Raw genomic sequence first — 20259 nt, forward strand, 5'->3', positions numbered from 1 at the left:
TTAGTGTCCTCCGTGGCTATGCGCAGTAAAGGTTTGTAGCCATGTGTCATGCTCAGTATCGCAATGCCAGCTAGGTTGCTCACGCTTGTAGCCATTTTCCGCGCCATTGCTTGCCGCAGGATCAGCCAATACTTTCTGCATCAATGCTTGCTTCTCATCTTGCAACTCGGCACGCAATACCTGGTCACGCTCACGATCAAAGAAATTACGCGCATTGATCCAGGTCTGTTCAACCCGTGCATAAGAACTCAATGGATGGTTGTTCCAAATGACGAAGTCAGCATGCTTACCTTCAGTGATACTACCCACATATTGGTCGACTTTGAGCTGCTTCGCTGGATTTAAAGTGACCATTTTTAAGGCTTCATGCTCAGACATACCACAGTAGGTAACTGACTTGGCAGCTTCAGTGTTAAGACGACGCTGCAAGTCGTTGCTGTCTGAGTTGATACTGGTTAAGACACCTTTTTCAGACATCAGGCAGGCATTTTGCGGAATCGCATCATAAACCTCGAATTTATACGCCCACCAATCTGCGAAAGAGGAACCACCGGCACCGTGTTTCGCCATTTCTGACGCTACTTTGTAGCCTTCCAGAATGTGCGTGAAGGTGGTCAGGGTAAAGTTAAAGTCTTCCGCCAGACGCAGTAACATCAGGATTTCTGATTGCACGTAGCTATGTGCATGCACAAAGCGCTCGCGATCGAGAATTTCCAGCAAGGTCTGCAGACGATAATCCGGGCGAGGTGGTGCTGTTTTGGCACGCTCACTGCGGCTTAACTTTTCATAGGCCTGCATCCGCTCACGATAATCCAGCGCGGCGGTAAAGCCATCACGCATCAGCGTTTCAACACCCATGCGAGTTTGCGGATAACGTGTGCTCAACCACGATGGATAACGGCTTTGTTTGACGTTCTCACCCAATGCGAACTTAATCGATGGTGGTGCGGCGTCAAATTTCATCTGGTCTGCGGTTGCACCCCAGCGCAGTTTAATGACTTGTGCCTGACCGCCGATAGGGTTTGCCGAGCCGTGCAAAAGCTGCGCCATAGTGGTACCGCCAGCTAAGGACCTGTAGATGTGAATATCATCAGGATTGACAACATCACCGATGCGAACTTCTGAAGTGATAGCTTCAGACGCTTCGTTAACGCCACGATCAATGGCGATATGAGAGTGTTCATCAATGATACCGGGCGTGACGTGCATGCCAGTTGCGTCGATGACGGTATAGCCCGATGGCGTACGCAGATCTTTGCCGACGCGGTAGAACTGACCGTCGCGAACCAGAATATCAGCTTGCTCGAGAATGCCCTGCTCGTCTGCAGTCCATACTGTTGCGTTTTTGATATGCAGGTTTTGCCGCTCAGGCAGGCCATCGAGTCCGTAGGCAACGTTTGGATAGGTCAAACGGCTGACATAGTCGGTATGGGCCTGATCAGCGCTCTTTTCACTCTCGGCAGTCATCTGCTCCGCAGTGTCACGGCTACCGCTGAAAGTTAACTCACGACCATCAGGGCCTACTGCGACGCCAGCGTAGTTTTGCTCAGCTGTTTGTTCCAACTGCATGCGCCAGGTGCCGGCAACGCCAGCGAACTCTGTATCCACAACAAAGGACAGCTTGCTTTCGTCACGGCGGCTGGAACGTAACTTACTACGGGTGTCACCGATCACCAGCTCGCCACCGACTTTGTCGTCGCCTTTGAGTTCAAAGGTCACCGCTTGATTGGCGATAGTTGCTGCAATCGAACCGTTAAAGTCGGCTTTACGTAATGGCGCCAGTTCTTTCTCTTCACCTTGCAACCAAACAGACTTGATAGTCCCCGAGGTGAACAAGTCGCCTTCGGCAACCACGAAGTCAGCCATGTAGCCGGGGGCAATTTTACCGGCCTTATCGGCAACCCCAGCAATACGTGCCGGAACTGTTGTCAGCGCGGCCAGAGCGCGATCTTTGCTTAGCCCATGCTGCACGGCTTTGCGCAGATTGGGCCAGAACTCATCCGCTTTTTTCAACTGATGTAAAGTAAAAGAGAAGTCGATATCGGCCGCCGACAGGGCTGCCGCGTTACCTGGTGCCCGCTCCCAGTGACGTAAGTCTGCCAACTCAACATCCAGGTGATCGTTAACCCCCGATACATCGGGTGCAGCCGGAAAGTTTAGTGGCAGGATCAGCGTCGAATTAGTCGCTTTAATCGCGTCCAGACGCGCGTACTCAAAGTTCGAGCCGACATAGGTTACAGGTACGTCGAACTCACTGAATACAGTGTGCGCACGCAATAGCGACTTATCGTCAGAAACGGTAAAAACGAAGCCCTCTTGCTCGACCGGCCCTAACTCAGCTAACGCCGCGTTGTATTCGACAGGACCGTTGTAGGCATCTTTGCCATAGGCTTGCTCGTACCAGTTGGCGTCAGAGAGCGTTTGGCGAATCAAGGCAATCGACCCCATCAGCGAGTTCGGATACTGCTGTTGTGATGTGCCTTTATCGAAGGAACCAAAGTGACGTGCCTGGGCTTGATACACCACGTTGTTGACGATTTTATCTGCCAACGACAAGGTGACCGCCTGCCCCTGGAAGATACCGTCTAAACGGGCACTCTGGACAGCGGTGAAGCCTTGCTGAATGTAATCTTGAGCGCTCTTACTATCGCTCGCAGCATTATCGACCCACTGCACCTGGGCATGAATAGCGTCATTCGCGGCATTGCCACCTTCACGCTTATTGTTATATTCAGGTCGCGTCGAGAACCACGGTCCGCGCTGCTGTTTTTCCGGTTGAGGAACGCCGTAATTACTGTAGGCGTCGATAAAGCCTGGATACACTGTATGTCCTGACAAATCGACCACACGAGCACCTTCGGGTGCACGGTTGTTAGTATTGATGCGTTCGATTTTGCCGTTGCGGATAACCAGTGTTGCGTTTTCAATGGTTGTTCCGGGCTCGGTCACGATCGTCGCATTTTGCAGTGCGACATAGCTAGATGAGTTGTCGTGCAACCCTTGCACAGTGGTGGTTTGCGATGCTGATACCAGCGCTGGAAGCGCTGCACACATCGCAACCGCCAACTTGCTGAGGCGGTTACTGCTAATCATCGGCGTCCCCTTTATAAGGTTGGTCTGTGTTTGTGTTATGGTTTTTACTGACATCTTACTTAGCTTACATTAACGGCAGGGATAAGCTGAAAGCAATCCTTTAAAGGATAAACAGCTTAGTTAAGTCGGTAAAGCGTTGTAGTATCTGTTAAGAAGTCACTTCGAACAGCAACAATAAGGAAAACACAGATGTTCTCGAAAGCCATCCGCACTTCATTAATCGTCGCAGCCACCCTGGCCAGTGCCACGGTCGTTGCACAGCACGCGTTTAACGACGCCGATAAAGCCGTAGAGTACCGTCAAAAAGCACTCTCAGTGATGCAGAATAACTTTGCCTATATGGGCGATATGCTCAAAGGCGACATGCCATTTGATCTCAGCATTTTTAACGAGCGCGCTGAAGTGGTCGCAAAAATGGCCTCGGTACCTTGGGTGGGATTTGCGCAAGAAGGAGCCATGCCAGGCGCTAATACTGATGCGCTGCCGGCCATCTGGGACAACTGGGAAGATTTTCAGGAGCGCGCCCAACAACTGCAAACCGACGCCGATAATCTGCTTGCCGCGGCAAGAACTGGCGATCAACAACAGATGCGCGATGCCTTTATGACCACGGCGAAAAGCTGCAAAGGTTGTCACGATCAGTACAAAGACTAAGACTAACCCCAATAATACCAGGCAATGGTGGCCAGCACGGCTGCCATTAGCCAGGCCCAACCACTGGCATACAAGCGCGGCGCCTGCTCCAGCTTGCGTCTGCCATGCACCATAGACCCAAGCAGATTCTCACCGCGCAGACGGTAGACCAGAATAGCGACAACATGTACGCCAATAAAAGTGAGCAGTACGTTGAAGTTCAACTTATGAATATCCGTCAACTGGCTCTGGGTCTCACTGCTGACAAGACTCGCCAACGGACCGGAGAAAAAGATTTCGTCGGTGGCGAACAGTCCGGTTCCCAATTGCACAAAAATCAACGACCATAAAAGCAGCACGGCCCAACCACCGACAGGGTTATGGGTTTTGCCCGCTTGATAGTTGCCACTGCGCAGCTCTTTCAGGTGTTGCCAAAATGCACGGGGGCCTTTGACAAAGGTGGCGATGCGGGCGTTAGGGCTTCCGGCCACGCCCCACATCATTCGCGCCAGCATTAAAGCGCCGACACCAATAGCAATACGCAAGTGCCACTCCATGTAGGCATTTTCAGCAGTCCACCACAAGCCGCCTATAGCTACGACCAGTAACCAGTGATAACCACGTATAAAACTATCCCAGACCTTAACCATCCCAAAGCTCCGTTTGCGAATACCGTTTTTGCTGTTAGTTTGCTACTGTAAGAGACCTAGTCATTAAGGAGGTAGCCATGACGACCAGCCAAGTTAATGTAGTCATTGTTGATGACGATATTATTTCACTCGAAGTGATGAAAGCAATGCTCGCGCACTTTCCGGACGCTAAGGTTAAAACAGCTCTAACCGGTCAGGAAGCTTTCGATTTAATTATCGAGCAGCGCCCCGACTTAGTCTTGCTGGATCACGAGCTACCCGATTTTAACGGGGTCGAGCTGTATTGCAAAGTTCATGACCAGCTGGGTGATGCGACACCTGTCGCCGCCATGGTATCGGGTCACAAACCCGAACAATTTCAGGCCGAATGCGAAGCGGCAGGCATTAATAAGCTGCTACAAAAGCCGTTAGCGCCCAGCGACTTGACTGAGCTGATGCGCATCGCCGGCACTGGCAAGTAATCGCTGACTATCTTCCAGAAATTTTTGCGAGAACTCGCCGAAGTAGGAGCTTACTTCGGCAAATTTTTCGACAAACCTCGATTTATCTCCAGCTTCCAGTGCAGCTAAGTACTCATCAAAGGTTTTGAGGTAACGCCGTAGCATGGCGAAATTCTCAGGATGAGCCAGAATAATATCAGCATACAAATCTGCATTTTGGGCAAACAAGCGCCCTACCATCATCAGTTCAAGCCGGTAAATCGGAGAGCTCAAATCAAGTAACTGCTGCAAGTCAGCGCGCTCCTCTGCCAGATGAGCGCCGTAAACAAAAGTTGAGAGGTGTCGCATCACCTGAATAAAGCCCATGGCTTCGTCATGACGCGCAGCGGTGGTCGTATAGAGTTGCGCCCCCCAACGGGCAAGCGTGTCCAGCAACCACTGATAGGCTTCAGGTTGGCGGCCTTCAGCAATTACGATAAGTTGTTTGGCGAGTGTTGCCACCTGTGGTCCAAACATCGGGTGCAAGCCAACAACGGGGCCGTTATGCTGCGCCAGCATGGCCTGCAAAGGCTTTTGTTTGACACTGGTGACATCGGCGAGAATACACTGCTCTGGTAATGTTGGCAGGTTAGCAATCACCTCCTCTGTTGCCGCTATGGGAACGCTTACCAGCACTAAATCTGCGGCATGGCAGTACTCTTCTGCGCGGTGCCAATCGCCTTGATCCAGACTATAGACTGTCGCCCCGGCTTCACGGAAGCGCTCGACAAACAACCTACCTAAAGCACCGTCACCACCGACCACCACAATGGTTCTTTGTTCCAGGTGTACGTCAGCCGCCTGTTGCTGGTGATAGGATTCGCGGATAATCCGTCGCAGCACATCTTCGATTAAATCCGGTGACAGCCCTATTTTTTCGGCTTCTTCGCGTCTCGCTTCAAGCAATTTCGCCTCGCGCTCAGGCACATAAAGAGGCTGGCCCATGGCACGCTTGACCACACCCACTTCAGCAGCCAGCTGTTTACGCTGATAAAGCAGATTCAACAAAGCATTATCGGTCTCATCAATAGCTTCACGTAACTGCTGTAAACGTACCTCAGGGGTTGCTGTGGAAGGTTCAGACACGATAATGACTCCTAAATTAAGCGCATGCTCACATTGTGCCTGATTCTGGGCATAAAAAAACCCGCCAGTGGCGGGTTTTTTCAGTGCTTTCGTTAAGCCGGAGCTTAAGACAGCTTCTCGCGGATACGCGCAGATTTACCTGAACGCTCACGTAGATAGTAAAGCTTAGCACGACGTACCGCACCTTTACGCTTCACAACAATGCTGTCGATGATCGGGCTGTGTACCTGGAAAGTACGCTCAACGCCTTCACCGTTAGACACTTTACGAACCGTGAATGCAGAGTGCAAACCACGGTTACGCTTTGCGATAACCACGCCTTCAAATGCCTGAACACGCTCACGGTTACCTTCAACAACCTTAACATTAACGACCACTGTATCACCCGGAGCGTAGTCCGGAAGGTCTGATTTCATTTGTTCGTCTTCGATCGCTTTGATCAAATTGTGACTTACTTTTGCCATGTTAGCCTCACTTGCCTAGATTAACTACCCGAATCAGATTCAGCTTGATACTGGTGAATAAATTCCTCCAGTAACGCCTGCTGCTCGTCAGTCAGAGCTAGGTTATTTAATAATTCTGGACGTCTTAGCCAGGTTCTACCGAGAGCCTGCTGCAGACGCCAGCGTCTAATTTGTTCGTGGTTACCACTCAGTAATACCGGTGGCACCGCCTCACCATCTAAAACTTCAGGCCGTGTAAAGTGTGGACAATCGAGTAATCCAGCCGCAAAAGAATCTTCTGTTGCTGAGTCCTGATGACCGAGAACCCCCGGAATCAAGCGCGCCACACTGTCAATCATGACCATTGCGGGCAACTCGCCACCACTTAACACGTAATCTCCAATCGACCATTCTTCATCGACGTGGCGCATAATGACGCGCTCATCAATGCCTTCATAGCGACCGGCGATTAGGATCAACTTGTCATTCTCAGCAAGCTCACGCACACCTTCATGATCAAGTTTGCGACCCTGAGGTGATAAATAAATCACCTTGGTACTGGCTCCTAACTGTTGTTTGACAGCAGCAATCGCATCAGTGAGCGGTTGTACCATCATCAACATGCCAGGCCCACCGCCATAAGGGCGGTCATCTACGGTGCGATGCTTATCCTGAGTAAAATCGCGGGGATTGGTCAACGTTATGTCTAACAAACCATCGCGAACTGCTCTACCCGTAACACCGTTGTCGGAAATTGCCTGAAACATTTCAGGAAATAGCGTAATTACGCCAACCTGTAGTTTCGCAGCCATTAAAAGTCCGACGGCCAGTCCACAACAATACGTTTGTTTTCTTTGTCGACGTTCTGAATGTATTGACTCTGAATAAACGGAATCAAACGCTCAGAGCGACCAAACGCATCGTTACTATTCGCTTTCACCACCATCACATCATTCGATGCTGTGGCCATCAACTGGTCAACGACTCCCATGTTATAACCGTCGGTGTTTACGACCGTCATACCAATCAAATCGCGCCAGTAAAACTCATCCGCTGGCAATTCGGGCAATTGCTCGGCGCTAATCACTATGTCGGCACCTGTAAACAAGTGCGCAGCATCGCGATCATCGACACCGGCTAATTTGGCGATCAGTCCTTTATTATGTCGACGCCATTCATCGACAGTAACGTCCCGCACTTGCCCTTGTTGACGAATTTGCCAAGGGTGATAATCAAATATGGCTTCAACGTCGTCCGTGTAACTTTGAACTTTAATCCAGCCTTTTACCCCGTACACCGCGCCTAACTGGCCAACGACAACGTATTCAGCAGGATGATTCATAGCTACCCTTCAAACCGTCAAATTAAGCTGCGCTACGCGCATCTTTTAAAAGCTTAGAAACACGCTCAGATAAAGTTGCGCCGTTACCAACCCAGTGGTCAACACGCTCTAAATCGACACGTAATTTCTCTTCCTGACCACGCGCTAGCGGGTTGAAGAAGCCTACATTTTCAATGAAACGACCGTCGCGGGCATTGCGACTGTCGGTTACTACCATCTGGTAGAATGGACGCTTTTTAGCGCCGCCGCGTTGTAAACGAATGGTTACCATTACGTTCCTCGATACAGTTTTATAATGTTAAGTAAATAGAAAAACCTCCGACCGGGGTCGAAGAGCCCGGCAATTCTACCGATTTTTCCGTCGAATGCAAGTATTCTCTAGCGTTTAGGGAACATGCCTGGTGGCATTTTGCCACCCATTCCGCCCATGCTACGCATCATCTTAGCCATGCCGCCGCCTTTCATTTTCTTCATCATTTTTTGCATTTGCATAAACTGTTTGAGCAGCTTATTGACATCCTGCACCTGGGTTCCCGAACCGGCGGCGATGCGGCGTTTCCGTGAACCCTTGATCAAGTCTGGGAATTCTCTTTCTTTTGGCGTCATCGAGCTGATAATAGCTTCCATGCGCACCGTCATTTTGTCGTCGAGCTGACCTTTGACCTGAGAGCTCATCTTGCCCATTCCAGGCAGTTTATCCATTAAGCCCATCATGCCGCCCATGTCGCGCATCTGCGCCAGCTGTTCGCGAAAGTCTTCGAGGGAAAACTTCCCTTCTTTCATGACTTTTTTCGCGACTTTTTCAGCTTTGGTACGATCGACTTTCTGTTCCAGTTCGTCGATCAACGACATCACATCGCCCATACCCAGTATGCGCGACGCAACACGTTCCGGATGGAACGGCTCAAGTGCTGTGTTCTTCTCGCCCACCCCCAGGAATTTAATCGGCTTCCCGGTAATGTGACGGATTGATAACGCCGCACCACCACGCGCATCACCATCGGTTTTGGTCAGTATGACACCGGTCAGGGGGAGTGCTTCATTAAAGGCTTTGGCCGTATTCGCGGCATCCTGGCCCGTCATCGCATCCACCACAAACAAGGTTTCGATCGGTTTGATGGCACTATGTAAGTCTTTGATCTCGGTCATCATGGCTTCGTCAATCGCCGTACGACCCGCGGTATCGACCAAAACCACATCGATAAACTTCTTGCGCGCGTGGCTAATGGCAGCTTCAGCAATCGCCACAGGCTTCTGCTCAGTTGACGATGGGAAAAATTCCACCTCAACTTCTTGCGCCAACGTCTCCAATTGCTTAATCGCTGCCGGACGATAAACGTCAGCCGACACCACTAATACTTTTTTCTTCTCGCGTTCCCGCAAATATCGAGCAAGTTTACCGACGCTGGTCGTCTTACCGGCACCCTGCAAGCCCGCCATTAAAATAACTGCTGGCGGCTGAGTTGCCAGGTTAAGTGGTACATTGCCCTCGCCCATGGCATGCTCGAGTTCCTGCTGAACAATTTTCAGGAACACCTGGCCAGGCGTCAGGCTTTTATTCACTTCGGTGCCTACCGCGCGCTCTTTTACCCGCTTAATAAACTCACGCACCACCGGCAAGGCAACATCGGCCTCCAGCAAGGCCATACGGACCTCGCGCAGCGTGTCTTTGATGTTGTCATCGGTAAGTCGGCCACGGCCGGTAATGTTTTTTAATGACTGCGACAGGCGGTCGCTTAAATTCTCAAACATGGGATACTGTCCATCTACTGCTAGCTGACAATGATATTGCGCTGAGTATATCGTAATTCAAGCAAAGTTTCGCCATCCTATTGGGTTTCGTCACGACAATGCATATACTTGATGAACAATCTCAAGAAGTTAAAACTTAATTTGTGGGAACCTTGATGCTGATCCTTCTCCTTTTAACTCTGCTCCTCTACTGTGCCAGTGCCGGCGTTATGTGGCGTCAGCTAGCAACTGCTAAAGCGCCAAACACCCTGACCTGGGGCGTGGCAGTAGCTGCGGTGTTGAGTCACGGCATCTTGTTATGGAGTTACCTCGCCAGCGACGACTTTGACCATTTAAACGTTGCCAGTAGCTTAAGTGCGGTGGCGTTTTTATTAGCGTTGTTTGCGCTTTTTCGTGCGCACCGCAACAGTGGCCTGGTTCTACGTCCGGTCATCTATTTGTTTGCCGCGGTAAGCTGCATTATCTTGTGGCTGAGCCCAGCCAGCTGGGGGGCAAATATCGCCGAGAGCCATGGTCTGGTCATACATATCGTCCTGAGCCTGCTTGCCTATGCCATCCTCATGTTAGCGACCTTGTATGCGGTACAGTTGCTTTACCTGACCTACCTGTTAAAAAACCACCGGATGAATGCGCTGTCAGGTTACCTGCCACCACTCATGGTGGTGGAGAGCTACTTTTTTCGTTTACTGAGTACCGGCACCCTGTTACTTTTTATTGCCATTGGCAGCGGCTTTGTTTTCCTCAATGATATGTTCGCTCAGGGGCAGAGCCACAAAACTGTTTTGAGCTTAATTGCCGCAGCTATTTACTTGACGGTCGTCATCCTCCATGGTGTACAGCAAGTGCGCGGACGCAGCCTGGTAGTGGCAAGTGTGGTTGCCAGTATCATCTTAAGTCTGGGCTATTTCGGTAGTCGTTTCGTGCGCGATGTTTTGCTGAACTAAAGGTCTTCCCGGGTAAGAAAACTCAATGCCAAACTTGACTTGTCAGCGCAGCTCATTAAATTAGGCATTCAAGTATCCAATATAGGTAAATTTCTTGGACGAAATAGCCACGTCGACCCTGCTTATAATTCTGGGTCTCTTACTGTTTCTCTCGGCGTATTTTTCAGGTTCGGAAACTGGCATGATGTCAGTCAACCGCTATCGTTTGCGCCACCTCTCGCAACAAGACCATGCCGGCGCGAAACGTGTTCAGTATCTGCTCGACCGCCCTGATCGACTCATCGGCCTTATTCTGATCGGTAACAACCTGGTCAACATTGCCGCCTCGGCGATAGCGACAGTACTGTGTATTCGTTGGTTTGGTGATGCAGGAATCGTTGTTGCGACCTTTGCGCTGACCCTGGTGGTGCTGATTTTCGCTGAAGTCACGCCTAAAACCATCGCAGCACTACATCCGGAACGGGTGGCCTTTCCAAGCTCGCTGATCCTGAAGCCTCTGCTGACCCTCATGTACCCTATTGTGGCCGCTGTGAACTTTATCACCAATGGCTTTATGCGCCTGCTGGGGATCAATCCGAATACCACTTTGGGCCATGATGCTCTAAGCTCCGAAGAATTGCGTACCGTGGTCAATGAAGCTCAGTCCATGATTCCGAGCAGCCACCAGGACATGCTGCTCAGTATTCTTGATCTGGAAAAAGTCACCGTCGAAGACGTTATGATTCCCCGGGCGGAGATTAGCGGCATCGACGTCCAGGATGACATTAAGCTCATCATTAAACAGTTATCTCAGGCGCAGTACACCCGCTTGTTGCTCTATCGCAGCGAGATCGATGACGCTATTGGGTTTCTGCATGCCCGGGACATCATGCAGATTGTCACCAAAACCAGCGGCGATGCGGATAAAGCTGAATTGATACGGGCGGCGCGGGAGATCTATTACATTCCTGAAGGTACCCCGCTGAACGTACAGTTGCTCAAATTTCAGCATAACAAAGAGCGCATTGGCCTGGTCGTCGATGAATACGGCGACATTCAGGGGCTGGTCACTTTAGAAGATATTCTGGAAGAAATTGTCGGAGACTTTACGACGAACATCGCCCCCACTCCAAGTGAGTCGGTGAGTCCGCAGGAAGATGGGTCGCTTATTGTTGAAGGCACTGCCAACATCCGCGAACTCAATAAAGAGATGAACTGGGAGCTCCCCACCAGCGGTCCGAAAACCGTAAGCGGTCTGATCGTTGAATTACTGGGTGATATTCCGCAACATCCGCTGTGCCTGCGCATTGATGGTTACGCGTTGGAAGTCCTGGAATGCAGTGAGAGTATGGTAAAACAAATTCGATTCATTCCGAATGAATCGCGACATCTGGAACAGCAGAACCTCTTCAGTTAACTCAGAGCGTTCTGCTGTTAGCTAAAAAACATTCGCCAAAACCAGCCTTTCTGCAAATCATCTTCGCAGCTACGCAGTTGCGCGCCATAGGTCCCGGCGCGTTGCTTGACCTTTTCGGCGGTGCGCATCAGCCACGCCTTAGAACGGTAGGTTTGACGCTTATAGCCGCCCCAACCTTCATGATAATTCAGGTATTGCCCGTATGCGTCCCATTTTGAGACGCCATTAATACGCTGACTTTTGTCGATAAACCAGCCCATAAAGTCGATGGCGTCGGCAAAGGAGTCCCGCGAAGCCCAGCTATTTCCGGTTTCGCGTTCGTAATCATCCCAGGTGGGGGTTTTTGCCTGGGAGTAACCGTAGGCACTACTGACCCGGCCCCAGGGAATAATCCACAATAAATAATCCCGCGGTGGCACTGCATCGTGCTTGAATGAGCTTTCCTGATACATCATTGCCATCGGCACCTGGATAGGTACGCCCCAACGCTCCTGCATGTCAGCAGCTGCATCATACCAGTCACGTTTCTCATAGAAGATTTCGCACAAATCTTCCGGTTGTTCAGGCGGAGCTGAAGCACAGCCAGCCAATACAGCCAGCAGACAGCCGCTGACGATGGCTTTGACTTTCGCAGTCATGATGAGCCGCACTCCGCGGCGGTACAGCGGGCTTTCTCAAAATAAGTTTTCAGATAGTCATCAAACGAGGTGCCGCTATCCGCATCCTCACGTGCCTGCTGCTCGGCAATTGAAGCATCGCGCCAGCTGGAAAATTCGTCTTCAGAAAAATAACGCAACGGTTGTTGCAGTTCCTGTCGATACTGTTTCGCCAGACGCAAACCGAAATAACTATTATCCAGATCTTCATCGCGCAGAATACGTAACATCTGACCAGATAAGGTCAGCTCTGGATTCAGCACCATTTGATAATGCTCTGCCACGGTTTCCTGATAGCTTTGCCCCTGCTCGCCATCAAGGAATTTTGCGATGCTTTGCAAGTCAGCGAAAATCTCTTCCAACCAGTCGGCAATAGCACGGTCATAGCCGCGGTCGTTCAGGCTTAAGCGCGGATCACGGCCGTCCAGCACAACTTTATTAAAGTTACGCTCCGTCGCTTGCTGCTCGTCCCAGTTAAGTTCTGGACTGTCGCTCAACAGGCAGTGCAGTAACAGCATATCCAACATCCGTATTTGCCCCTCGGTAATACCTATGGGACTAAATGGATTAACATCCAGGGCTCTGACTTCAATGTATTCAACGCCACCACGCTCTAATGCCTGAGTCGGGGTTTCCCCGTTTAGGGTCACGCGCTTGGGGCGGATGGGGGAATAGAATTCATTTTCAATCTGCAAAATATTTGCATTCAGTTGGCGGTAGTCCGGAGTGCCATCGGCATTCACTTCTTTCACGCCAATTTTAGCGAATCGCTGTGAGGGCGTAGTAATTGCCCGGCGCAAACGCGTGACATAGTCGTTTAAAGAATTGTAGGTGATCTGTAAGTCAGCTTGTTCTTTATTGGTGTAGCCAAGATCACTCATTCGCAGCGCCGTGCCAAATTCACGGTACACAGTGCCTTTGCCAAGCTTTTTCAGCTCCATGGCGCCATCTGTGTGCTCTAAAAATGACTGACAAATTGCCGGAGAAGCACCAAACAGATAAGGGATCATCCAGCACAGGCGTTTGTAATTACGGATCAGACCAAAGTAGCGAGCAGAGATATAGTCTGCCGTCAGCGTTTCACCATCTTGTGCGGCGAGCGCTTCCCACATCCCCTGCGGAATCGAGAAGTTAAAATGTACGCCAGCGATGATCTGCATGCCGCCACCGTATCTATAGGTCAGCCCTTGCCGATACAGATTCTTCATGTGGCCGCTATGGGAGTCACCATAGCGCGCTATATGTATATCTGTGGCATCTCCGACAAAGCACGGCATGCTCAGTGGCCACATCAGTTCTTCACCCATATAACGGTAGGTGTAACTGTGAATGTCCGTCAGCTGATCAAGTGTCACCTGGATATCTGTCGCCACGGGGGTAATAAACTCAAGCAACATCTCAGCATAGTCAGTGGTGATATGCGGGTGTGTCAACGTCTTGCCCAGTTCGATAGGATGCGTTGTCGCAGCAAGTTTCCCTGCCGGTGTAATACGCAAACACTCACGCTCAATGCCGCGCTGGAAGCGCCGCAAATCCGCCTGATTCGATTGTGATTTTAAGTGCTTAAGTGTATTCAACAGAGTTGTCTGCAAACTGATTCCTGCCCATCACTACTTCCGCGTTAGATGATGCAAAGCTTACTGTTTATAAGCCGCTACGTCCATGATCTATGCATAATTTGAGTCAGTTTCATGACTTGGCGAATTTATCATTGCGTGGCATCATGACAACAGTTTTCTAAACACAATGGCTGCACACCACATGGCGTCGGACAAGAAACAAGCTGATAACGAGCACCTCCGCGAACTTGCTGACATGGAGCAAGCGATTGCAGCTGCCAAAGCGACCAATCAGGCGAAAAGTGAATTTCTCGCCAACATGAGCCATGAGATCCGCACCCCAATCAATGCCATTCTGGGCATGACTCAGCTCTGCCTGAAAACTGAGCTTACCGAAAAACAGCAGGGTTACCTGAAGTCAATCGAAGGCTCGTCGAAAATTCTGCTCGGTATTATTAACGACCTACTCGACTTCTCTAAGCTCGAGGCTGACAAACTTACCATCGAACAGATTCCGTTCGATCTCGAGGAAGTGCTGGGTAATCTGGCTGATCTATTTGCTTACCGGGCCCATGATAAAAACCTTGAGTTTATTATCCAACTTCCGCCCAATCTGCCGACTCGGTTAATCGGCGATGCGTTACGCCTGAATCAGGTGCTGGTCAATCTGGTCAGCAACGCAATCAAGTTTACCGAGCATGGCGAAGTGGTCGTGTCGGTCACGAAACTCGATGAAACGGATCAGCATTTATTTCTGCGCTTGTCCGTCACCGACACCGGTATTGGCATGGACGAAGAGCAACGGGCTCGACTGTTCCAGGCTTTTACCCAGGCCGATACCTCGACCACGCGGAAATATGGCGGTACCGGTCTGGGGCTTGCCATCAGCCAGAGAATCGTCAAGCTAATGAATGAGCACGGTATCGGGGTCATCAGCAGCAAAGGACAAGGAACAACCTTCTTTATTGAGCTCCAGTTACCATTACAGCAGCCAAAACAGCAGCGCATACCGCAGGATATTCTCACTGCCCTCGCACGTAAGCGGGTGCTGATTGTCGAGGATAACCTGACCACCCGGGAAATGCTCAGCGATATGCTGCGCAGCATACAGATGCAAGTCAGCAGTTTTAGAACCGCCGAAGAAGCGCGTGCAGCGATGAACTCAGAGACCTATGATGTCTGTATTATCGACTGGCAGCTGCCAGGGATGAACGGCATTGACCTATGTGAAGAGATAGTGCAACAGCCGGCTGCGCCAGCGTGCATTCTGGCCACCAGTTACCATGCCAGTGAACTGATCGAGCGCGCTCGTGAGCTGGGTGTAAAAGAGCAGCTTCTGAAACCTTATACCAGTAATAGCGTGATTCGGGCGCTGGCCTCAGTATTCGCGATCCGGCCCAAGCAGCAGGAAAATTGTCAGCAAGCAAAACTTGCAGAGCTGACCGGAACCCGAGTGTTACTGGTCGAAGATAATGATATCAATCAGCACATCGCGAAAGAAATGCTTGAGCACCTTGGTTTACAAGTTGAAGTGGCCAATAATGGTGCTGAAGCATTAGAAAATGTTGAGCGCGATGAATATGGCCTGGTGCTGATGGATATCCAGATGCCGGTCATGGACGGCTATACAGCGGCCAGAGCTATTCGCGCGCAGTACTCCTATGAGCGAGTGCCAATTATCGCCATGACGGCGAACAGTGCCACCGAAGATGTCGAACAGTCTCTGGCCGCCGGTATGCAAGATCACTTAGCCAAGCCCATTGATGAGAAAAAATTAAGACAAGCGGTTGAGAAGTGGTGCCGCCGCGATTGTTTAAAATCTTCAGATGCTCTGTACGAGAGTTCAGACGGCACTGCGGAGCAAGCCAAACGGCGTTATCCAACACATCATGATATCGACTTCCAAGCTTCTATGGAGCGTCTAAATCATAATGTCACGCTGTATACTGAATTAGTCAGGCGTTTGCATGAAAGCTATGATCAGGCGCCGCTCAAGGTCGTTGATTTTATCAGTAAAGGCCAGCATGAAGAGGCGCGCCGTTACTTTCATACTTTAAAAGGGTCAGCTGCAAACCTCGGCTTACTTGGTGTTGAGCGGCTTGCCACCCAACTGGAGCAGGCAATGAAAAACGCTGAGCTTGACCAAGTCGCTGACCATATCACCCGGCTAGGGCCGATGTTGGAGCAGGCTGCATTAGCTGCTTCTGATTTGGAACTTTGGGTTAAACGTCAACCACAAACCAAGTAGGTCATTATGATTCGTTTTTTGTTTTTAATTCCGGTCGTGTTATGCCTGATCTGGTGGATGTATTTACGGGCAAATGGGCATACCTTTTCACAGGGACGTAAAGGCTTCATCTATATTCTTATCGTCAGCGCCTTCATCGCGCTGGTCTACACATTGCTGATGTGGATCACCGGACGGCAGTTTTAACACTGCCGCCGGGTTCGGGCTGATTACCCCACCAGAGCCAGCAGGATACCTGCGGCTACGGCAGAACCTAATACACCAGCAACATTAGGTCCCATGGCGTGCATCAGCAGAAAGTTATTCTGATTCGCTTCCAGCCCCACTTTATTGACCACTCGAGCCGCCATGGGCACCGCAGAGACTCCTGCCGCACCGATCAACGGGTTAATTGGAGCTGTACTTAGTTTCGCCATGAGCTTCGCCATCAATACTCCTGAGGCGGTGCCGATACTAAATGCAACTGCCCCTAAACCCAGGATCCCCAAAGTTTCCAGGGTAAGAAACTCACTGGCGGATAACTTCGAGCCCACCGCTAAACCAAGGAAGATAGTGACGATATTAATGAGCTCGTTTTGCGCTGTCTTGCTTAAGCGTTCCACTACCCCAGCCTCACGCATCAGGTTACCCAGACAGAACATTCCCACCAGCGGCGTCGCTGTAGGAAGAAACAGTAAAGTTAAAAACAGTACAGCAAGTGGGAATAGAATCTTCTCTCGTCGCCCAATCTGACGCAGCTGCTCCATCTTGACGGCACGCTCTTCCTTGGTCGTCAGCAAGCGCATTATCGGCGGCTGGATGATAGGCACCAGCGCCATATAGGAATAGGCTGCAACGGCAATTGCACCAAGCAAGTCCGGACTTAATTTGGACGCCAGAAAAATTGCCGTGGGTCCGTCTGCGCCGCCGATGATCGCAATGGCTGAGGCGTCTTGCAATGAAAAATCAAAACCCGGAACCGCATTTAGCGCGATAGCACCAAACAGGGTTGCAAAAATACCGAACTGTGCTGCCGCACCAAGCAGGAGTGTACGTGGGTTCGCAAGCAAGGGGCCGAAATCGGTCATGGCGCCAACCCCCATAAAAATCAACAATGGGAACACCCCAGTATCAATCCCGACCACATAGATGTAGTACAAAATACCACCTGGCTCGGTAAAGCCAGCCAGCGGAATATTGGCTAAAATTGCACCAAAACCGATAGGCAACAAGAGCAAAGGCTCAAATTTGCGACTGATCGCTAAATAAAGCAATAATGCCCCGACGAACATCATCGCCGCCTGGCCCCAGGTAAAGGCAGAGAGTGCGGTGCTATCCCACAGAGTTAATAAACGATCCATGCTGCTGTTACTCCAGGCTTAGCAGACTGTCGCCGACGGCAACACTGTCGCCCTCGCGCGCGCTAACCTCTGCTACAACGCCAGCTCGGTCAGCTTTGATGTCAGTTTCCATCTTCATGGCTTCGAGAATAATCAGTACCTCACCCTCCTCGACTTCCTGACCCGGCTTCACCAGCACTTTAAATACATTTCCAGCAAGCGGAGCACTGATCACGGCAGCGTCGCTGGCGCTGCTATCACTTTCCTCGGTGACGGTTTCTGTCGTACTTACCTCTCCGGCAGGCCCCACTTCCACAGTGAAGCTCTTGCCATCCACTTTAACTTTGTAAGTTGCTTTTTCACCTTTGCTGGCCGGTACAGGTTTGTCAGCCTTTGGCGCCGTTGAAGGACTTGTGTCCGCCTGCGGTTCAGGTTCAAATGCATCAGGGTTATCGCGATTGGCGAGGAACTTCAGACCAATCTGTGGGAAAAGTGCGTAGGTCAACACGTCATCCACTTCATTGTCGGCAATGCGCAAAGACTTTTCTTTTTTATGCCGCCGCAATTCCTCGGTCAGTTTATCCATTTCGTCATCGATTAAATCCGCAGGTCTTACCGTAATCGGCTCATCCCCGTCCAGCACTTTGGCCTGCAGTTCTTTATTGACAGGCGCCGCTGTTGCGCCGTACTCACCCCGAAGCACACCTTTGGTCTCTTTCGAAATCGACTTATAGCGTTCGCCGGTCAGTACGTTTAATACCGCCTGGGTACCTACGATCTGTGAGGTTGGCGTCACCAGGGGAATGAAACCCAGGTCTTCGCGAACCCGCGGGATCTCTGCCAATACTTCATCGAACTTGTCCGCGGCACCTTGCTCGCGCAGCTGGCTTTCCATGTTAGTCAGCATGCCCCCGGGGACCTGCGCCAACAGAATTCGCGCATCGACGCCTTTCAGTGAGCCCTCAAATTGTGCGTATTTCTTTCTCACCTCGCGGAAATAACTGGCAATATTTTCCAGCTTTTCCAAATCAAGTCCGGTATCACGATCGGTATTTTCAGTCATTGCCACTATGGTTTCTGTAGCAGAATGGCCATAGGTCATACTCATTGAAGAGATCGCGGTATCCAGCATGTCGATACCGGCGTCGATAGACTTCTGGTAGGTTGCGGTGCTCAAACCGGTGGTCGCGTGACACTGCATGGCAATGGGCAAGCCTGTGGCCTCTTTTAAGGCCGTAATCAGGTCATAAGCTGCCTGGGGGCGTAATAATCCCGCCATGTCTTTAATACACAGTGAATCACAGCCTAAATCCGCAAGTTCGTTACCCATCTCAACCCATTTCTCCAGGGTGTGGACTGGGCTGACCGTATAAGCCATCGTGCCCTGCGCATGGCCATCGACGTCCTTGGCGGCTTTAATTGCGGTTTCCAGATTGCGAACGTCGTTCATCGCATCAAAGATACGAAACACATCAACGCCATTTTCTTTTGCCCGCTCAACGAAGCGACGCACAACATCGTCGGCATAATGCCGGTACCCGAGCAGGTTTTGACCGCGCAACAGCATTTGCTGTGGCGTCTTCGGCATGGCCTTTTTTAACTCACGAATGCGTTCCCAGGGATCTTCCCCCAGATATCTGATACAGGCATCAAAAGTTGCTCCACCCCAGGACTCCATTGACCAATAACCTACGTTATCCAGCTGCTCAGCAATCGGCAGCATGTCGTCCAGACGCATCCGGGTCGCCAGTAGCGATTGATGCGCATCACGCAGAACTAATTCGGTTAACTTTAATGGTTTTGTCATCCTTGGACTCCTCTTTAGGGGATTTACTCGTGCTCGCGCCGATAGGCATGTACGGCAGCTGTGATAGCGGCAATCCGTTGGCCTGAATGACCTGCATCCCTATGCTTAGTGGTGGTTGTACGAGCTGCAGTGGGCTGCTCTTCAGAACCGACAAAGCGACGTAAGCCGTGCATTGCGAGTAAGAGGAGCGTGAGGAAAACAAACACGGTGATCATGCCCGTGAGCATAATAGTGAGTGCTTCTGAGAGTTGCTGCTGCATCGTGATTAACCTGCTTTTTGAGCCATTTAAATAAGCGTAACTTAAAAGCAGAATAACACAACTTTCTGATGCGTAAGCCTTAGTTGACTATATAGAAGGTATAAATCAAGGAAATACAGCAGGTAGACATCTAGGAAATGGCGCGCTCGGGAGGACTCGAACCTCCAACCGCCTGGTTCGTAGCCAGGTACTCTATCCAGTTGAGCTACGAGCGCGTCGTTAAATCTGATATGGCTTGCAAGTGGCGCGCTCGGGAGGACTCGAACCTCCAACCGCCTGGTTCGTAGCCAGGTACTCTATCCAGTTGAGCTACGAGCGCGTTGCAAGATACAAATGGCGGTGAGGGAGGGATTCGAACCCTCGATAGGGCTACAAACCCTATACTCCCTTAGCAGGGGAGCGCCTTCAGCCACTCGGCCACCTCACCGCTTACTTGTGGCGATGAATTCTAGCGGCACTGACAATAATGTCAAACGATTTTTTTAGTTTTGCGGTGTGTTTGTGGGATTTTTAAACATCTCGAGCAAAATTCCCACAGAACTCGTCATTTTGACAGGTTATAGATCAAAAAAGCTGATGAACAGTCATCAGC

19 protein-coding genes and 3 tRNA genes are annotated in these 20259 nt (G+C 50.7%); 6 read left to right on the plus strand and 16 right to left on the minus strand.

Annotated elements, in window-relative coordinates:
• Nucleotides 1–3093 (minus strand): amidohydrolase family protein, encoded by a 3093-nt coding sequence (locus J6J34_RS11195; protein ID WP_301836419.1) that lies wholly within the window; start codon nucleotides 3091–3093, stop codon nucleotides 1–3.
• Between the two features lie 189 nt (nucleotides 3094–3282).
• Here J6J34_RS11195 and J6J34_RS11200 point away from each other — a divergent pair, with 189 nt between their 5' ends.
• A complete protein-coding gene (locus J6J34_RS11200) occupies nucleotides 3283–3747 on the plus strand; it encodes a c-type cytochrome (protein WP_301721805.1) in 465 nt (154 codons plus the stop codon).
• 2 nt (nucleotides 3748–3749) lie between these two features.
• Here the strand turns inward: J6J34_RS11200 and J6J34_RS11205 are convergent, their stop codons facing one another.
• The gene (locus J6J34_RS11205; RefSeq protein WP_301721802.1) at nucleotides 3750–4376 is read right to left on the minus strand and encodes a cytochrome b/b6 domain-containing protein; all 627 of its coding nucleotides are present in this window, start codon (nucleotides 4374–4376) and stop codon (nucleotides 3750–3752) included.
• A gap of 77 nt (nucleotides 4377–4453) precedes the next feature.
• Between J6J34_RS11205 and J6J34_RS11210 the strand changes: the two genes are divergently transcribed.
• A complete protein-coding gene (locus J6J34_RS11210; protein ID WP_301721800.1) occupies nucleotides 4454–4837 on the plus strand; it encodes a response regulator in 384 nt (127 codons plus the stop codon).
• On the opposite strand, the gene tyrA is transcribed toward J6J34_RS11210, so the two are convergent.
• From tyrA to ffh, 6 genes are all read right to left on the minus strand, one after another.
• Nucleotides 4784–5941, minus strand: coding sequence for a bifunctional chorismate mutase/prephenate dehydrogenase (gene tyrA / locus J6J34_RS11215; protein WP_301721799.1), 1158 nt, complete (start codon nucleotides 5939–5941; stop codon nucleotides 4784–4786). The two genes, J6J34_RS11210 and tyrA, sit on opposite strands and share 54 nt — an antisense overlap.
• A 104-nt stretch (nucleotides 5942–6045) precedes the next feature.
• Entirely contained in the window at nucleotides 6046–6405 is a 360-nt protein-coding gene (gene rplS, locus J6J34_RS11220) for a 50S ribosomal protein L19 (RefSeq protein ID WP_301721798.1), read from the minus strand.
• A gap of 20 nt (nucleotides 6406–6425) precedes the next feature.
• Nucleotides 6426–7196 (minus strand): tRNA (guanosine(37)-N1)-methyltransferase TrmD, encoded by a 771-nt coding sequence (gene trmD / locus J6J34_RS11225; protein WP_301721796.1) that lies wholly within the window; start codon nucleotides 7194–7196, stop codon nucleotides 6426–6428.
• On the minus strand, nucleotides 7196–7726 hold the full coding sequence (gene rimM / locus J6J34_RS11230) for a ribosome maturation factor RimM (protein ID WP_301721795.1): 531 nt from the start codon (nucleotides 7724–7726) through the stop codon (nucleotides 7196–7198). Before rimM ends, trmD begins: the two co-directional genes overlap by 1 nt.
• Nucleotides 7727–7748: 22 nt before the next feature.
• Complete coding sequence (gene rpsP / locus J6J34_RS11235) at nucleotides 7749–7997, minus strand: 30S ribosomal protein S16 (RefSeq protein ID WP_301721794.1); 249 nt, start codon at nucleotides 7995–7997, stop codon at nucleotides 7749–7751.
• A gap of 107 nt (nucleotides 7998–8104) precedes the next feature.
• Entirely contained in the window at nucleotides 8105–9478 is a 1374-nt protein-coding gene (gene ffh, locus J6J34_RS11240; RefSeq protein WP_301721792.1) for a signal recognition particle protein, read from the minus strand.
• 155 nt (nucleotides 9479–9633) lie between these two features.
• Here ffh and J6J34_RS11245 point away from each other — a divergent pair, with 155 nt between their 5' ends.
• Complete coding sequence (locus tag J6J34_RS11245) at nucleotides 9634–10422, plus strand: cytochrome C assembly family protein (protein WP_301721788.1); 789 nt, start codon at nucleotides 9634–9636, stop codon at nucleotides 10420–10422.
• Nucleotides 10423–10516: 94 nt separating this feature from the next.
• Nucleotides 10517–11818, plus strand: a complete 1302-nt coding sequence (locus J6J34_RS11250) for an HlyC/CorC family transporter (RefSeq protein ID WP_301899039.1) — start codon at nucleotides 10517–10519, stop codon at nucleotides 11816–11818.
• Between the two features lie 17 nt (nucleotides 11819–11835).
• Here the strand turns inward: J6J34_RS11250 and J6J34_RS11255 are convergent, their stop codons facing one another.
• Together J6J34_RS11255 and gshA are read right to left on the minus strand one after the other, a co-directional pair.
• Complete coding sequence (locus J6J34_RS11255) at nucleotides 11836–12456, minus strand: transglycosylase SLT domain-containing protein (RefSeq protein ID WP_301721786.1); 621 nt, start codon at nucleotides 12454–12456, stop codon at nucleotides 11836–11838.
• Nucleotides 12453–14066 (minus strand): glutamate--cysteine ligase, encoded by a 1614-nt coding sequence (gshA, locus tag J6J34_RS11260; RefSeq protein WP_301899040.1) that lies wholly within the window; start codon nucleotides 14064–14066, stop codon nucleotides 12453–12455. The genes J6J34_RS11255 and gshA overlap by 4 nt, the downstream gene beginning before the upstream one ends.
• A 169-nt stretch (nucleotides 14067–14235) precedes the next feature.
• Here gshA and J6J34_RS11265 point away from each other — a divergent pair, with 169 nt between their 5' ends.
• The gene (locus J6J34_RS11265) at nucleotides 14236–16281 is read left to right on the plus strand and encodes a response regulator (protein ID WP_301899041.1); all 2046 of its coding nucleotides are present in this window, start codon (nucleotides 14236–14238) and stop codon (nucleotides 16279–16281) included.
• Nucleotides 16282–16287: 6 nt separating this feature from the next.
• Nucleotides 16288–16467: a hypothetical protein gene (locus tag J6J34_RS11270; protein ID WP_301721780.1), complete on the plus strand. Its 180-nt coding sequence runs from the start codon at nucleotides 16288–16290 to the stop codon at nucleotides 16465–16467.
• Between the two features lie 23 nt (nucleotides 16468–16490).
• Here the strand turns inward: J6J34_RS11270 and J6J34_RS11275 are convergent, their stop codons facing one another.
• The 6 genes from J6J34_RS11275 to J6J34_RS11300 form a co-directional block, all read right to left on the minus strand.
• Entirely contained in the window at nucleotides 16491–17621 is a 1131-nt protein-coding gene (locus tag J6J34_RS11275) for a sodium ion-translocating decarboxylase subunit beta (protein ID WP_301721779.1), read from the minus strand.
• A 7-nt stretch (nucleotides 17622–17628) separates the two neighbouring features.
• Nucleotides 17629–19407: a sodium-extruding oxaloacetate decarboxylase subunit alpha gene (oadA, locus tag J6J34_RS11280; protein ID WP_301899042.1), complete on the minus strand. Its 1779-nt coding sequence runs from the start codon at nucleotides 19405–19407 to the stop codon at nucleotides 17629–17631.
• A 23-nt stretch (nucleotides 19408–19430) separates the two neighbouring features.
• Nucleotides 19431–19667 carry an OadG family transporter subunit gene (locus tag J6J34_RS11285; RefSeq protein ID WP_301721777.1) on the minus strand — a complete coding sequence of 79 codons (237 nt, stop codon included), beginning with the start codon at nucleotides 19665–19667 and terminating at the stop codon, nucleotides 19431–19433.
• A gap of 138 nt (nucleotides 19668–19805) precedes the next feature.
• A tRNA-Arg gene (locus J6J34_RS11290) sits at nucleotides 19806–19882 on the minus strand.
• Between the two features lie 27 nt (nucleotides 19883–19909).
• A tRNA-Arg gene (locus J6J34_RS11295) sits at nucleotides 19910–19986 on the minus strand.
• 15 nt (nucleotides 19987–20001) lie between these two features.
• Nucleotides 20002–20094, minus strand: a tRNA-Ser gene (locus tag J6J34_RS11300).
• Nucleotides 20095–20259 lie beyond the last annotated feature (165 nt).

The organism is Pseudidiomarina terrestris (assembly GCF_030466405.1).
GTDB lineage: Bacteria > Pseudomonadota > Gammaproteobacteria > Enterobacterales > Alteromonadaceae > Pseudidiomarina > Pseudidiomarina terrestris.